Genomic DNA, 17102 nt, shown 5'->3' on the forward strand with positions numbered 1-17102 from the left:
TCGACGTCGGGACCGCTTCGGCGGGGTGAATGCCGGCAGCGGTGCGGGGGACACGCGTTCGTGGTGATTGAACTCGAATTATCGCTGTGATATCCGGCACCTGTGAACTTGCTGGCAACCGGCTTGTTGCTGGTGGGTAGCCTAACCTAAACTCCTTCGGGTGCCCGTCGTTGGACGGGCGCTCTCGACGGACGATCGGATCACTATGTCTCCGGACCACTCGGCGGCTGCTCGCCCACAGCGCACTTCGGCGGAGGGCACTTCTTCCTCGGCTCGCGTCGGTTCGACGCCTGTCGCGTTGCCGGTGACGGCCGCGCAGTCCGAGGTGTGGGTCGGGCAGCAGTTGAACCCGGGCAGCCCGGTCTACAACCTCTCGCTCGTCGTCGAGGTCGCGGGCCGGATCGACCTGGACCGTGCCGCCGAGGCGATCCGGAAGACCGTCGAACGGGCCGAGGCCCTGCACGTGCGTTTCGAGCGCGGTGCAGGCAACGAACTGCTGCAGGTGCCGACAGCCCCCGACGGCTGGACGCTCGCGGTCGTGGACCTGCGCGGCGACGAGGATCCCGAAGCGTGTGCGCGTGTGTGGATGGACCGCGACATGGAGACCGTGGTCGACCTCGAGAGCGACGAACCGCTGTTCCGGCACGCTCTGCTGCGCACCGGGGACGAGTCGGTGATCTGGTACCAGCGTTACCACCACAGCCTCATCGACGGGTACGGCATCACCCTGCTCGTGGCCGACGTCGTCGATCGATACGAGCACCCGGAACTCGAGACGTCCACGGCGCCGTGGCCCCTCGACACGCTCGTGGCGTCCGACCGCGACTACCGTGCGTCGACGCGCTTCGAGTCCGACCGCGACTTCTGGGTTCAGCAGGTGATCGACGCGCCGGAGCCGCCTCGGCTGCTCCCACAGGTCGTCGACCACACCGGGGCGCCGATCTCCGCCCTCGTCGAGATCGACGGGGACGACGCCGACGCGATCTACGCCTTCGCCTCCGACGCCGGGATCAGGCGCACCCGGCTGCCGCTCGCCGCGGTCGTGGCGTACATCCACCGCTTCACCGGCCGCCGCGACCTCACGTTGTCGCTGCCGATGACGGCGCGGGTCGGACGCGAACTGCGCCGCATCCCCGGAATGTGCTCGACGATCCTGCCGCTCCGGGTGCAGGTGGATCCCGAGATGACGGTGGGTGAGCTCGCCACCAGCATCGACACGACGCTGATCTCGGTGCTGCGGCACGGGCGCTACCGCGGCGAGGACCTCGCCCGCGACCTGCGGTCGATCGATCCGGACCGTCAGATCTTCGGTCCCGGAATCAATTCCATGATGTTCGAGCATTCGCTGACGTTCGGCGGGTTTCCGGCGTGGGTGCGGGGTTCGGCCACCGGACCGGTCCGCGACCTCGATTTCTCCATCCGCGGTGGGCAGGATTCGGAGCCCATCCAGATCGATCTCCGGGCCCCGGCCGGTCTCGGCGCCGAACTCGAGGAGCATCGCCGCAGGCTCGAGCACTTCGTCGGGCAGTTCGTCGCCGACCCGTCACAGCCCATCGCCTCGCTCGATCCGATGACCGAGGCCGAGCGCAGGCAGTTGCTGGTGGAGTTCAACGACACGGCGTCCCCGCAGGAATCGGTGACGGTTCCCGACCTGTTCCACGCTCAGGTCTCGCGGACGCCGGATGCCGAGGCCCTGATCGCCGGCGGCACCCGGCTCAGCTACCGCGAACTCGGGGAACGCGTGGCGCAGCTGTCCCATCACCTGTGCGCCCGCGGTGTCGGGGCGGAAACAGTTGTGGCGGTCGGTCTTCCGAGATCGGCGGAAATGGTTATCGGACTGCTCGCCGTCATGTGTTCGGGTGGGGCGTTCGTGCCCCTCGACCCGTCGTGGCCGGAGGACCGCCGGACGTCGGTCCTCGCCGACGCCGGGGCCGCGCTCGTGCTCACCGGCCCCGGTGGAGTCACCGACGCGGGGGAGCGGGCCGTGCCGGTCGACCTCGCGGCGTGGGCGTACGCCGACCAGCCCACCGAGCCGCCCGCGGTGACCGTGCAGGGTTCGCGGCTGGCGTATGTCATCTTCACGTCGGGTTCGACGGGCAGGCCCAAGGGTGCCATGATCCGTCACGAGGCCGTCTGCGCGCGTCTGCTGTGGCAGCGCGACGAGATCCTGGGCTTCGGGCCCGCGGACGCGTCGCTGTTCAAGGCGCCGCTGTCGTTCGACATCTCCGTGAACGAGATTCTGCTGCCCCTGGTCGCGGGTGGCCGGCTGGTTGTTGCCGAGCCCGGCGGGGAACGGGACCCGCAGTATCTGCTGGACCTGATTGCCGGCGAATCGGTGACGTTCGTCTACCTCGTGTCGTCGATGCTGGACGTGCTGCTCGACCTGTCGCGGGGCACGGATCTGCTGGCGTCGCTGAAGCATGTGTGGTGTGGCGGTGAGGTTCTCACGCCGCGCCTGTTCGAGAGGTTCCGGTCGCAGCTCGCCATCACGCTGTACCACGGCTACGGCCCTGCGGAGGCGACGATCGGGGTGTCGCACGTGATCTACCGGGAGAACGCGGCGCGGATCGCGACGTCCATCGGTCGCCCGAACCCCAACACCCAGCTGTACGTGCTGGACGAACACCTGAACCCGGTGCCGCTCGGCACCGGCGGCGAGCTGTACGCCGGCGGATTCCTCCTCGGCCGCGGTTACGTGGACGCTCCCGGGTTGACGGCGTCCCGCTTCGTCGCCAATCCGTTCGCGAACGACGGCTCCCGGTTGTATCGAACCGGTGACCTCGCGCGGTGGGCGCCGGACGGGTCCCTCGACTTCCTCGGCCGCGCCGACAATCAGGTGAAGATCCGGGGCATGCGACTCGAACTCGAGGACGTAGAGGCGGGCATCGTGTCGCATCCCGACGTCCGGCACAGTGCCGTCGTCGTTCGGGAGACACCCTCGGGGGCAAAGTATCTCGCCGCCTACGTCGTGGCGAAGCAGGATTCGGTTCCGGACGTCGCCGAACTGCGGGTCTGGGCGTCGTCGAAGCTGCCGGAGTACATGGTGCCGTCGGCGTTCGTCGTCCTCGATCGGTTCCCGCTCACCCCCAACGGAAAACTGGACCGGCGGGCACTGCCCGAGCCGGACCTCGGCGCGGCCGGCGAGAACGTCGCGCCCCGCACCGCTGCCGAGGAAACCCTGTGTGCGCTGATGGCGGGTGTCCTCGGGGTGGAGTCGGTGGGCGTCACCGACGACTTCTTCGCGTTGGGTGGCGACAGCATCGTCGCGATCCAATTGGTCAACCACGCTCGGCGGGAAGGTCTTTCGATCAGCCCGCGGGAGATCTTCCAGCTCCGCACCGCCGAGGCGCTCGCCCGGATCCAGGAGGGCCGGACCGCGGCCGCCGTGGACTCCGACGACGTCGCCGTCGGTGACGTTCGCAGCACCCCGATCGTCGCCCGCATTGCGGAGCGGGGTGGCGAGATCGCCGCGTTCCACCAGTCGGTGCTCGTGCAGACTCCGGCCGCCCTCGACGAGCATGCCGCGAAGGCGGCCCTCGCCGCGGTGCTCGAGCGGCACGATGCCCTGCGCGCGACGCTCGTCCGTGGTAACGGAAGCGGCCTCCGCCGCGGGGGCGACCGCTGGGCACTGTCCGTGCCGGAACCGTCCCCGGCGACGGTCGACGGAATCCTGCGGGTCGTCGAATTCGACGGCAGCGCCGAGCAACTCGACATCGAGACCCGGGCGGCCGTCGGAAGGCTCGACCCGGATGCGGGTGCGATGGTGCAGGCCGTCCTCTTCTCCGCGGCCGAGGGTCCCGGCCGGTTGCTGCTGATCGGACACCATCTGGTGGTCGACGGGGTGTCCTGGCGCGTCATCCTCGAAGACCTCGCCCGCGCGGGAACGGCCGTGGCGGCCGGGGGCGTCCCCGAACTCGCTCCGGTCGGGACGTCGCTGCGCCGCTGGTCCGAGCTGCTCGACGAGCAGACGCGGTCGGGTGCCTTCGACCACGAACTGTCCTTCTGGTCAGAGGCGGCGACCACAGAAGACCCGCTCCTCGGTTCGCGTGCGCTCGATCCGGCCCTCGACCTCGCCGGCGACGCCGAAACGCTCACGGTGACATTGCCTCCGGAGTTCACCCGGCCGCTGCTCGCCACCGTGCCCGCAGCGTTCCACGGCCACGTCAACGACGCGCTCCTCACCGGTGCCGCGGTGGCGTTGCAGAGGTGGCGAGCCGGGGAGCCCGGCCCCGTGCTCCTCGACCTCGAGGGGCACGGACGCGAGGAAGACCTCGTGCGCCGCAGCGACGGACCCGCCCTCGACCTCTCCCGGACCGTCGGCTGGTTCACCACCGTCTACCCGGTGGTGCTCGACCCCGGTGCGGCAGCGGACGAGACGGGAATCGCCGACGCGCTGAAGGCGGTGAAGGACCAGTTGCGCCGCATCCCGGGTTCCGGGTTCGGCTACGGCGCGTTGCGCTACCTCGGTGTCCCGAAGCCGGAACTCGCGCACGCGCCGACTCCGCAGGTGCTGTTCAACTACCTCGGACGGGTGACGTCCGCGGAGGGAGTCGACTGGCTGCCCCGCGCCATGGGCGGCGCCGACGACCCGCGGATGCCGCTCGGACATGCCCTGGCGTTCGACGTGATCGCCGAGGACGGCGCCGACGGCCCCGTCCTGCGCACGACATTGACGTGGGCGCCCGGTGTGCTCGATCGTGACGCCGTCGTGGCGCTCGCCGACGAGTGGACCGCGGTGCTGCGGGTGCTGGCCGGAATCGACCGTCTCGGCGGTCACACGCCGTCGGACTTCCCGCTGGTGTCGCTGACGCAGGCGGATGTGGACATGCTGGCGGGGGCGGCCGACGTGCTTCCGCTGACACCGCTGCAGGAGGGCATCTACTTCCAGTCGGCGTTCGAGGACACCGGCACCGACCCGTACGTGGTGCAGCAGGTGATCGAACTGACCGGGCCCGTCGACGCGGCGGCGTTGCACCGCGGGCTGCAGGCGGTCGTCGACCGGCACGCGGCCCTCCGCGTCGGCGTGTGGGCGGTATCGGACGGCCGGGTCGTGCAGGTGGTCGGCGAAAACGTCCAGGTGCCGATGGAAGTGCTCGATCTCACCGGCGTCGCGGATCCGGAGCAGCGCGTGGAACAGGTGCTGGCGGCGGACCGGGCCCGGGGTTTCGACTTCGGCCGCGGCCCCCTGCTGCGCTACACGCTCGTTCGGGTGGAGCCCGGGGCGAGCGAAGCGACGGGGGATCTGCAACAGAAGTTCCTTCTGCTGCAGTCGATTCATCACATCGTCGCCGACGGGTGGTCGGTGCCGGTGATGTTGCGGGAACTGATGGCCCTGTACAGCGTCGAGGGGAAGCCGCTGGCACTGCCGACGCCCACGCCGTACCGGAGCTACCTCGAATGGCTGGCGGCGCGGGACCGTCAGGCGTCGCTCGCCGTGTGGCGGGAGGCGCTCGCCGACGCCCCCGAGCCGGTGGACCTGCCGACGCCGTCGTCGAAGGGGGAGTCCGGGATCCGCAGTGTCCGGGTGACACTGCCGTCGGACCACACCGCCGCGCTCTCCGCGGTGGGCCGGGCCCGGGGGTTGACGCTCAGCACCCTCGTGCACGGCACGTGGGGTCTGGTCCTCGGCCGCCTCACCGGCCGGGAGGACGTGGTGTTCGGTTCGACGGTGTCGGGCCGCAGCGGGGACCTGCCCGGTATCGAGGCCATGGTGGGCCTGTTCATCAACACCGTGCCCACCCGGCTGCGGTACCGGCCCACCGACACCGTGGCCGAGACCCTCGCGCGGTGGCAGCACGAGCAGTCGACGCTGCTCGATCACCAGTACCTCGGCCTGCCCGAGCTGCGCCGGGAAGCGGGACTGCAGAACCTGTTCGAGACGCTCGTCGTGTTCGAGAACTATCCGCTCGGCGACGGCGCGGTGGCGGATCCCACCGGTGCGGTGCAGTTGACCGGCATCCGGTTCGACGAGCACCCGCCGTACCCGATGACGCTGATCGTCGTGCCCGGCGACGCGCTGGCACTCGAGCTGAAGTACGACGCCGCCCGCATCGATGCGGCGACCGCGACCCGGTTCGCGGCGTCGACGGTGGGGTATCTCGCGGAGCTGACCCGGGACGTCGACCAGAACGTGTCTTCCGTCCCGCTGGCGTCGCGTGAACCGATCGACGCGGCACTGCGTGACGTCGCGGTGGAGTTCCCCGACACGACGGTGACGGCGCTGCTCGAGGAGCAGGCCGAGCGGACACCCGACGCGGTGGCCGTCGTGTTCGAGGACGAACACCTCACCTACGCCGAACTGCACGCGCGCGCCAACCGCCTCGCCCGGCTGCTCGTCGACCGCGGGGTGGCACCCGAGTCGAAGGTGGCGGTGGCACTGCCCCGTTCGCTGGACCTGATGGTGGCGCTCCTCGCGGTCGGGAAGGCGGGCGGTGCCTACGTTCCGCTCGACACCGGTTACCCCGCAGACCGGCTGGCGTACATGCTGGAGGACGCGGAGCCGGTGTGCGTTCTCACCGACGGCACCGTGCCGTTCGCCGGGTCCGGCGTTCCGCAGGTCCGGGTGTCCGACGCCGCCGCGTTCTCGCCCGAGCCGCTGACCGGTGTCGCGCTCGCGCCGCAGCACCCCGCGTACGTGATCTACACGTCGGGCTCGACGGGACGGCCCAAGGGGGTTGTCGTGCCGCACGCCGGCATCGTCAACCGACTGCTGTGGGTTCAGCGGTTCCGGCCGATCACCCCCTCGGACACCGTGTTCCAGAAGACGCCGTCCAGCTTCGACGTGTCGGTGCTCGAGTTCTTCGGACCGCTCCTCGCCGGGGCGACCCTCGTGCTGGCGCGGCCGGACGGACACAAGGACCCGGCGTACCTCGCCGACGTCATCATCCGACAGTCGATCACGCGTGTGCACTTCGTGCCCTCGATGCTCGAGGTGTTCCTCGCCGAACCCGCCGCGGCCCGGTGCACCGGGCTCCGGATCATCTCCTGCAGCGGTGAGGCGCTTCCCGTGGCCTCCGCCCGGCGCGTCGCCGAACTCCTGCCGGGAGTGGAACTCGACAACCTCTACGGTCCGACCGAGGCGTCGGTCGACGTCAGCTACGCCGCGTCCGTGCAGGGAATCGACGCGTCCGCGCCGTCCGTGCCGATCGGCCTGCCGACGTCCAACACCGGCCTCTACGTGCTCGATCGGTACCTGCAGCCGGTGCCCGCGGGCGCCGCCGGAGAGCTGTACCTGTCGGGACCGCAGCTGGCCCGCGGCTACCTGGGCAGGCCCGGGTTGAGCGCAGAGCGCTTCGTCGCCGATCCGTTCTCCCGCACCGGGTCCCGCATGTACCGCACCGGTGACGTCGCTCGGGTCAATGCCGACGGCGCGGTCGAGTACGTCGGCCGGGTCGACGATCAGGTGAAGTTGCGCGGCTTCCGCATCGAACTGGGCGAGATCGAAGCGCAGATGGCCGCGTGCCCCGGAGTGCGGCAGGCCGCCGCCGTCGTGCGCACGGACCGGCCCGGTCAGCAGCAACTGGTCGGGTACGTCGTCGGGGACGCCGACGTCGACGACATCCGTGCGCGCCTGACTGCGGCGCTGCCGGAGTTCATGGTGCCCGTCGCGTTCGTGACCGTGCCCGAGTTCCCGGTCGGACCCAGCGGGAAGCTGGACCGCACAGCGCTTCCCGCGCCAGACTTCTCCGCGCACACGAGTTCGGGGTCGCTGCCGGTCCTCGAAAGCGGACCGGCAGCGGTGCTGGCCGCCCACTACGCCGAGGTTCTCGGCCTCGGGACCGTCGGCGTGGACGACGACTTCTTCGCGCTCGGCGGCGACAGCATCCTCGCCATCCGCCTCGTGAATCTCGCTCGCCGGGAGGGAATCACCGTCACCCCGCGGCAGATCTTCGAACAGCGGACGCCGGCCGCGCTCGCGCGGCTCGTCGCGGCCACCGTCGTCGCGCCGGCCCCGCGCGTGGAGGAGTCGGGCACCGGCGTCCTGTCGCCTCTGCCGGTGGTCCATCGGCTGTCCGAGTGGAGTGGCGGAAAGAACCGCTTCAACCAGGCCGTTCTGCTCCACACACCGGCGGGCACCAGCGCCACCGTCCTGACGGCCGCCCTGCACTCGGTGATCGGTCACCACGACGGCCTGCGGCAGAAGCTCACCCGGCACGCGCCGGGTGTGTGGTCGCTCGAGATCACCGAATCCGCAGACCTGGAACTGCGTCGTGTCGATGTCACCGGACTCGACGCCGCCGCGCTGCGCGAAACCGTGGCAGCAGAATCCGACGCCGCGACCGACCGGCTCGCCCCCGACGACGGCGCCATGCTGTCGGCGGTGTGGTTCGACGCCGGCCCGCAGGAGTTGGGCAGGCTCCTTCTCGTCGCCCACCATCTGGTGATCGACGGGGTGTCGTGGCGGACGCTGATCGAAGATCTCGCCATGGCGTGGGTGGCGGCCGACAGCGGCCAGGACGCGGCGCTCGACCCGGTGCCCACGTCGCTGCGCGGATTCGCCCGCATCGTCACCGAGCAGGCGCAGGCCCCCGCCCGGCTCGCCGAACTCGACCACTGGCTGCGCGTCACCGAACCCGGTGCCGATCTGGTGCGTGGCACCGACGGGCACGCGGTGGTGAGCAGTGGCGCACGACGGACGGTGCTGCTGGATCCGCAACTCACGACGGCGCTGCTGACCACCGTTCCCGCCGTGGTCGGCGCCGACGTCACCGATGTGCTGCTGGCGGCCCTGCGGCTGTCGGCCGATCGGTGGCTCGCCGGCCGTGGGCGCGAGAACGACCTGCTGGTGGACCTCGAGCGGCACGGCCGCGAAGAACTCGCCGAGGGCGTGGATCTGTCCCGGACCGTCGGCTGGATCACCAACGTCACCCCCGTCCGGTTGCGCAGCCGGACGGGCGCACTCGAGACGCTGAAGGACGTCAAGGAGCAGCTGCGCGGCGCCCCCGACGGCGGCATCGGCTACGGCATGCTGCGGTACGTCAATGGGCGCACCGCGGGCCTTCTGGCGGCACGGGCGGAATCGCAGGTGCTGTTCAACTACCTGGGTCGGATGCCGCACGCGGTGCCCGGACCTTGGACGCCCGCGGTCGAATCCGATTCGCTGGCAACCGATCCCGATGCAGATCTCGGTGGACCGTACCGGCTGGTGATCAACGCCCTGTGTGACGAGTCCGAGCGGGGCACCGAACTGCGGGCCGTCTTCGCCTGGTCGGACGCCGACCTGGGCGAGGCCGACGTCCTCGCGTTGAGCGACGGCTGGGTGGCCGCACTGCGTGAACTGGCCGACGCCGCAGGAGAGCACGACGGACCGGCGATGCTCACCCCGTCCGACCTTCCCCTCGTGACGCTGACGCAGGAGGAGATCGACCGGATCGTCGAGGCGAGCCCGAGTGGGGTCGACACGGTGCTGCCGCTGTCGCCGCTGCAGGAGGGTCTCTACTTCCAGGCCGGGTTCGACTCCGGCGCCGACCTCTACACGGCACAGTTCTCACTCGACTTCGAGCACCGCCTCGACACCGACAGGCTCGCCGCCGCGCTGCGCACCCTGCAGCGGCGCAACCCCACGCTGCGAGCGGGATTCGTCAGTGCGGGCCTGCCTGCGCCGGTGCAGTTCTTCGGCGCGGGTCTGGACGTGCCCATCGCCGAGTTCGACCTCCGGGAACTCGACGAGCCCGAACGCGCGACCTACGCCGAACAGCTGACCGCGCAGGACCGGCTGACACCGTTCGACCTCACCTCCCCGCCACTGTGGCGGGCAATGGTGTTGCGGCTCGGCGACTCCCACGACCGACTGGTGATCAACCGGCAGTTCCTGCTGTGGGACGGTTGGTCCAACGGCCTCGTCGTCAGCCAGCTGCTCGCGCTCTACGAATCAGGTGGCGACGACTCCGGATTCGCCGCCCCGGAAGGATCTTTCGAGGACTACCTCCAGTGGCTGGCCACCCGGGACGCGGACGCCGCGCAGGCGGCGTGGACCGACGCGCTCGGCGGGCTCGACGAACCGACGGTGCTGGCCGCGACGGTCGCGGGGGAACCGCAGCCGCCGCAGCGCCGGGACGCCGTGCTGTCCGAGGAACTGAGCGAACGGCTTCGTGCCGGTGCCCGCGGTGCCGGTGTCACGTTCAACGCGGTGCTGAACGCCGCGCTGGCCGTCGTACTCGGAATCGAGACCGGGCGCCGGGACCTCGTGTTCGGCACCACCGTGGCCGGACGCCCACCGGAAGTCCCGGGCATCGACGCGGTGGCCGGAATGTTCCTCAACACCGTCCCCGTCCGGACGACGCTGCGCGCCGACGAGACCGTCACCGACCTGCTTCGGCGAATCCAGTCGGAGCGGCTGGCGCTGACCCCGTACGACTACCTCGGGCTCGCCTCCATCCAGCGGGTGTCCGAGCACCGGCAGCTGTTCGACGTGCTGTACGTGCTGCAGAACTTCGTCGACGAGAAGCAGGTGTCGGCGCTCAATGCGGCGCACGACATCAGCGGCGGCGACAGCATCGATCACACGCACTACCCGGTCACGGTCGTCGTGACGCCGGGCGCGAGCGTGAAGGTGAAGTTCGAGTTCCACCCCGAGAAGATCTCGGAGTCGCGGGTCGAACGCATGCTGTCGCGGTACCTCACCGTGCTCGAGGAATGGTCCACCGACCTGTCGGGTGTGGTCGGCGGAATCGCCGGTGCCGCAACACCCGTGCCGGTCGAGCGGAAGGCCCTACCCGACAGAACCATCGCCGATCTGTTCGCCGACGCGGCCCGCGGCCGACCCGAAGACACGGCTCTGGTGTTCGGCGACCGCCGCGTGAGTTACGCCGAACTCGACGCCGACGTGAATCGGATGGCCCGGGTCCTGCTCGGCCACGGCGCGGGCCCGGAGCGGATCGTCGCGCTCGCACTGCCGCGGTCGGTGGAGATGGTGGTCGCGCTCTTCGCCGTGCTGCGCACCGGATCCGCGTACCTGCCGCTCGAACTGGACCACCCCGCCGAGCGACTCCTCGCGATGCTCGACGACGCGCGTCCGACGGTCCTGGTCACCACGTCGGAGGTCGCCGGAACGCTCGCCGCTGCGACGGTCGACACACTGGCCGTCGACACCGTGGACTTCGGCGGGGTCGCGTCCGCACCGCTGTCGGAGGCCGAACTCGGCGGTTTCGCGCCCGGAACCCCCGGGCGCCTGGACCATCCGGCGTACGTCATCTACACGTCCGGGTCCACGGGCAAGCCGAAGGGCGTCGTCACCCCGTACCGCGGTCTGACCAACATGCAGTTCAACCATCGTGAGGCGATCTTCGAACCCGTCGTGACCGCCGCGGGCGGTCGGCGGCTGCGCATCGCGCACACCGTGTCGTTCGCGTTCGACATGTCGTGGGAGGAACTGCTGTGGCTGGTGGAAGGCCACGAGGTCCATATCTGCGACGAGAACCTGCGGCGTGACGCCGAGGCGCTCGTGGCCTACTGCGACACCCATGCGATCGACGTCGTCAACGTGACGCCGACGTACGCGCAGCACCTCGTCGAGGAGGGTCTGCTCGACGACGGTCCGGGACGGCACCGGCCGCCGCTCGTACTCCTCGGCGGGGAGGCAGTGTCGGATTCGGTGTGGAACCGGTTGCGCGACACGGACGGAACGGTCGGGTACAACCTGTACGGTCCCACGGAGTACACGATCAACACTCTCGGTGCCGGTACCGCCGACAGCGCGACACCCACCGTCGGCACCCCGATCTGGAACACGTCCGCCTACGTGCTGGACGCGTGGTTGCGTCCGGCTCCGGACGGCGTTCCCGGCGAGCTGTACATCTCCGGGGTCGGGTTGGCGCGCGGCTACCTCGACCGGTTCGCGCTGACGGCGGAGCGTTTCGTCGCCGACCCGTTCGAGGAGTCCGTACGTATGTATCGGACAGGCGATCTCGTGCGCCGCCGTGAGGACGGGAACCTCGACTTCCTCGGCCGGACCGACGATCAGGTGAAGATCCGCGGTCACCGGGTGGAACTCGGCGAAATCGCATCCGCGCTCGAAGCTCTGGACGACGTGCGCCAGGCCGCCGTCGTCGTCGATTCGGGCCCGGGTGGGTTCAAGCGGATCGTCGGCTACGCCGTCGTGAGTACTTGTCAACCGCGGGACGTCAACAAGTACTCACAGGCGCTGCGCGCAACGTTGCCGGACTACATGGTGCCCGCCGCGGTCATCGAGGTCGACAGCCTGCCGATGACGGTCAACGGCAAACTCGACGTCAAGGCGCTGCCGTCGGCGGACGACGTGCTCGGCCGCAGCGGCGGCGCGCGCACGGAACCCCGCACCGACACCGAACGGATGCTGTCCGGCTTGTTCGGGGAGATCCTCGGCGTCCCCGCCCCCGGGGTCGACGACGACTTCTTCGACCTCGGCGGTCACTCGCTGCTGGCTACCAGGCTGATCAGCCGGGCACGGGCCGCGCTCGACACCGACCTCACCCTGCGCGACCTGTTCGAGGCACCGACGGTCGCCGAACTCGCCGCCCGGATCGGCGACGACACCGGTTCGACGCGCCCGGTGCTGGTCGCCCGGCCGCGGCCCGAGCATCTGCCGCTCTCCGCTGCGCAGCAACGCCTGTGGCTCCTGCAGCAGATGGAAGGCACCTCGGCCGCGTACAACTTCCCGATCGTCCTGCGACTGCAGGGTGCACTGGACCCCGGGGTGTTCGAGCAGGCGCTGACCGACGTCGTGTTCCGGCACGAGTCGCTGCGAACGGTGTTCGGGGAGGACGACGGCGAACCGGTGCAGGTGATCCTGGACGACGCCCGGCCCGGCGTCGCGGTGGTGGACGGCACCGAGGCCGATCTGGTGCGGCTCGTCACCGAGACCGTCGGCCGCCCGTTCGACCTGGCGACGGAGATCCCGGTGCGCGCCAGTCTCATCCGGGTCGCGGACCAGCAGGTGCTGGCCATCGTGCTGCACCACATCGCCACCGACGAATGGTCGGACCGCCCGTTCCTGCGGGACCTGATGTCGGCGTACGCCGCTCGCGCGCAGGGCTCGGCACCGGCGTGGGAACCGCTCGACGTGCAGTACGCCGACTACACGCTGTGGCAGCGTGACGTCCTGGGTGATCCGCAGGACCCGTCCAGCCTCGTCAGCCGTCAACTCGACTACTGGGCGAAGACTCTCGACGGGGCGCCGGAGGAGTTGGTGCTCCCCGCCGACCGCACCCGCCCGGCGCGGCCCAGCTTCGCGGGCGGCGCGATCGAGGCGACGCTCGACGCCGCGACGACGCGGGCCCTGCGTGCGCTCGCCCGGACGTCGGGAACCAGCATGTTCATGGTGCTGCACGCGGCGTCGGCGGCGTTGCTGCACCGTCTCGGTGCGGGCGACGACCTGCCGATCGGCGCGCCGGTCGCCGGCCGCAGCGAACAGGGTCTCGACGACCTGATCGGATTCTTCGTCAACACCGTGGTGCTGCGGACGGACGTGTCGGGCAACCCCACGTTCGACCAGTTGCTGGCACGGGTCCGCGACACCGACCTGGCGGCCTTCTCGCATGCGGACGTTCCGTTCGAAACCGTTGTGGAGAAGGTGAATCCGGCGCGGACCCTGGCCCGGAACCCGCTGTTCCAGGTGATGGTCGGTTACCGCAGCCGGACGTCCGATTCGGCGCTCGCACCCGGCTTGGCCCTCACTCCGGTGGCATTCGAGGAACGCACCGCCAAGTTCGACCTGGTGTTCAACTTCACCGAGTACCTCGACGACGACCGGGTCGACCTGCGCCTCGAATACGGCTCCGACCTGTTCGACCGGGCCACCGCGGAGAAGATCGCGCGCAGGCAGGTCGTGGTGCTGGAGGTCCTCGCATCCGACTCGGGTCGCGCGGTCGGCGACCTCGACGTGTTCCTCGGCGACGAACGCGAACTCGTGGTGCGCGGGTTCAACGACACGTCACAGCCGGTGGCGGAGGAGACGTTCTACGAGGCGTTCGCGCGCCACGTGGCGGCGACCCCCGACGCCGTGGCCGTCGTCGACGCCGGCGGTGAGGTGACGTACGCGGAACTGAGTGTTCGCGCCGACCGTATTGCCGCACTGCTGCATCGTCGCGGCGTGTCCGTCGAGGACGTTGTGGGACTGGCGGTACCGAGATCGGCGCAGATGGTCGCGGTCGTGCTCGGGGTGCTGAAACTCGGGGCGGCGTACCTTCCGCTCGACCTGAACCACCCGTCCGACCGCATCTCCTACATGCTCGCCGACTCCGCCGCGCGGGTGCTGGTGACCACGGTGGGGGAGAGCCCGCGCATCGCGGACGTCGACGGCCTCACTCGCGTTCTCCTCGACGACGAGTCCGTCGTCACGGAACTCGAGACCGGGCCCGCCGTGCGGGTGCCGCGGCCCCCGCAGGGCCTGGACCACGCCGCATACGTCATCTACACCTCGGGCTCCACCGGTAAACCCAAGGGCGCGATCCTCACTCACGACGGGATTCCCAGCCTCGTCGCGACCGCCGAACGGCGGATGAAGCTCGTCCCGGGTTCGGTGGTGATGCAGTTCGCGTCGATCGGATTCGACGTCGCGGTCTTCGAGTTGTCGATGGCGCTGTGCACGGGGTCCCGTCTGGTCATCGTCCCCGACGAGTCCCGCGTCGCCGGACCGGAACTCACCGATTTCATGGCCGCACACGCCGTGACGCACGCGATCATTCCGCCGTCCCTGCTGGCTGCTCTGCCGTCGGGTTGCGACGTCCCGGAAGGCTGCACCGTGCTGGTGGGCACCGAGACCGTGCCGCCGGAACTGATCGGACGCTGGGCGGAACGGCTCAACCTGCTGGCCGCGTACGGTCTCACCGAGGCCACCGTCAACAACACGCTGTGGCAGGCGCAGCCCGGATGGGACTCGGCTGTGCCGATCGGCATCCCCGATCCCAACGAGCAGGCGTACGTCCTCGACGACCGCCTGCAGCCGGTGCCGCCGGGGGTGGCGGGCGAGTTGTACATCGCCGGTCGCGGACTGGCCCGCGGATACCTCGGCCGGCCCGACCTCACGTCGGTCCGGTTCGTGCCCAGCCCCTTCGGCGACGCGGGCACCCGGATGTACCGGACCGGTGACCGGGCGCGCTGGCGGGCCGACGGCAACATCGACTTCCTCGGACGCGTCGACGACCAGGTGAAGATCCGTGGATTCCGCATCGAACTCGGCGAGATCATCGCGGCCCTCGGAAGCCATCCTGAGGTGAAGCAGTCGGCTGTCGTCGCGGACCGGTCCGGCGACATCGTCCGGCTCGTGGGCTATGTGACATCGGCCGACGGTCACGCAGCCGGGCAGATCGATCCGCGGGCCGTGCGGGAACACGCCGCCGCGCGGCTGCCCGACTACATGGTGCCGACTCTCGTGGTCGTGCTGGACGAGGATCTCCCGTTGACACCCAACGGCAAACTCGACCGCAAGGCGCTCCCGCTGCCGGACTGGTCGGCCCTGACGGGGGACGGCACGCCGCAGACGCCGGAGCAGAAGGAGATCGCCGCAGCGTTCGCCGACATCCTGCATCTGCCGTCGGTGGGCATCCACGACGACTTCTTCGACCTCGGCGGCAACTCCATGGCATCGATGCGGTTGGTGGGGCGGATCCGCGGGCGGTTCGCCGTCGACATCGGTATCCGGGACGTGTTCGACAGTTCCACGGTGGCCGAACTCGCCGCGATCGTGGCGGGCGCCTCGTCCACCGGCAGGCCGGTGCTGACGTCGGCGCACCCGCGACCGGAGGCGCTCCCGCTGTCCGGGCCGCAACGCCGGTTCTGGAAGCAGTTCCGGGCGGCAGGCGCCGAGGCGCGGGCCAGTCACGCACTGTCGCTGCAGCTTCGCGACACCGTCGACCCCGAGATCCTGGCGCAGGCTCTCGACGACGTCACGTCCCGGCACGAACCGCTGCGGACCGTGTACGTGGAGGCCGGGGACACCGTCGTCGCGCAGGAAGCGGGGCGGCCCGCGCTCGAACTCGTCGACGTCGGGGACGGAGACGTCCACCGCAGGGTCTTCGAATTGGCGCAGGAGCCCCTCGATCTCACCGAGCACGCACCCCTCCGGGTGCATCTCGTGACCGGCGCCGACGGCACCCAGGCACTGCTTCTCGCGATGCACTACATCGCCGTCGACGAGTGGTCCGTGGTGCCGTTGCTCGGTGATCTGATGGGCGCATACGCCGCGCGCTCGCACGGTGAGGAACCCGCATGGGAACCGCTGCCCGTCGGATACGCCGACTACGTCGTGTGGTCGCAGGCGCTCGTCGGCGATCCCGAGGACCCGGACAGCCGTCGGTCGCGTCAGCTCGACTACTGGCGGGAGACGCTGGACGGCATGCCGTCCCGGCTCGAACTGCCCGCCCCGGCGGTGCGCGGACCGAGGACGGCGGAGATCGTGCCGGTCGAGATCGACGCGGAACTCCACAGCGCGGCCCGGAAGTTCGCGAGCGACACGGGCACCAGCCTGTTCATGGTGTTGCAGGCCGCACTCGCCACCGTGTTGACACGGCACGGCGCCGGCACGGACATTCCGCTGGGGTCACTCGTCGCGGGACGCACGGAGGAGGCGCTGGACGCCCTGGTCGGCTGCTTCTTCAATATCGTTCTGTTGCGAACGGATACGAGCGGTGCTCCCGATCCCGTGGAGTTGCTCCGGCGTATCCGGACCGCGAATCTCGACGCGCTGGACAACCAGGACGTGGCGTTCGCCGACGTCGTGGAGGCGGTCGGCGAGACGCCGGTGGTCCGTCCGCAGGTCATGCTCGTTCATCACGAGCAGGCCAGGCTCGGTCATCTCGACGCGCTGGGCGGCTTGATGCCGGTGCCGGTGGGTGTTCCGGATTCGGACCTGACGCTGAGCTTCTACGAGCCGATCGGTGACGGACCCGTCCACGCGTATTTCTCGTTCTCCTCGGATGTGCTGGACGCCGGGGAGGTCCGTGGCTGGGCGTCGGAGTTGTCGTCGCTGGTCACCGCATGGGCGGAAGGAGCCCGATGATCAAGAGTGATCCAGATCGCAGTTCCGGGGCGGAGTTCGCCGCCGCGAGGGCCGGAAGTACTTGGTACTGTGCTGGAAATAAGGATAGGCTTCACTATCTTTTCAGAAGGCAGACGGCGGCTGGGTC

General features: G+C 70.0%; 1 protein-coding gene. It reads left to right on the plus strand.

Features of this window, described 5'->3' with window-relative positions; translation table 11 throughout:
• Window positions 1-205: 205 nt before the first annotated feature.
• On the plus strand, window positions 206-16975 hold the full coding sequence (locus tag PSR88_RS24015) for an amino acid adenylation domain-containing protein (RefSeq protein ID WP_342338950.1): 16770 nt from the start codon (window positions 206-208) through the stop codon (window positions 16973-16975).
• The last annotated feature ends 127 nt before the right edge of the window (window positions 16976-17102 follow it).

The organism is Rhodococcus sp. DK176 (assembly GCF_038447315.2).
Taxonomy (GTDB): Bacteria; Actinomycetota; Actinomycetes; order Mycobacteriales; family Mycobacteriaceae; genus Rhodococcus_F; species Rhodococcus_F jostii_A.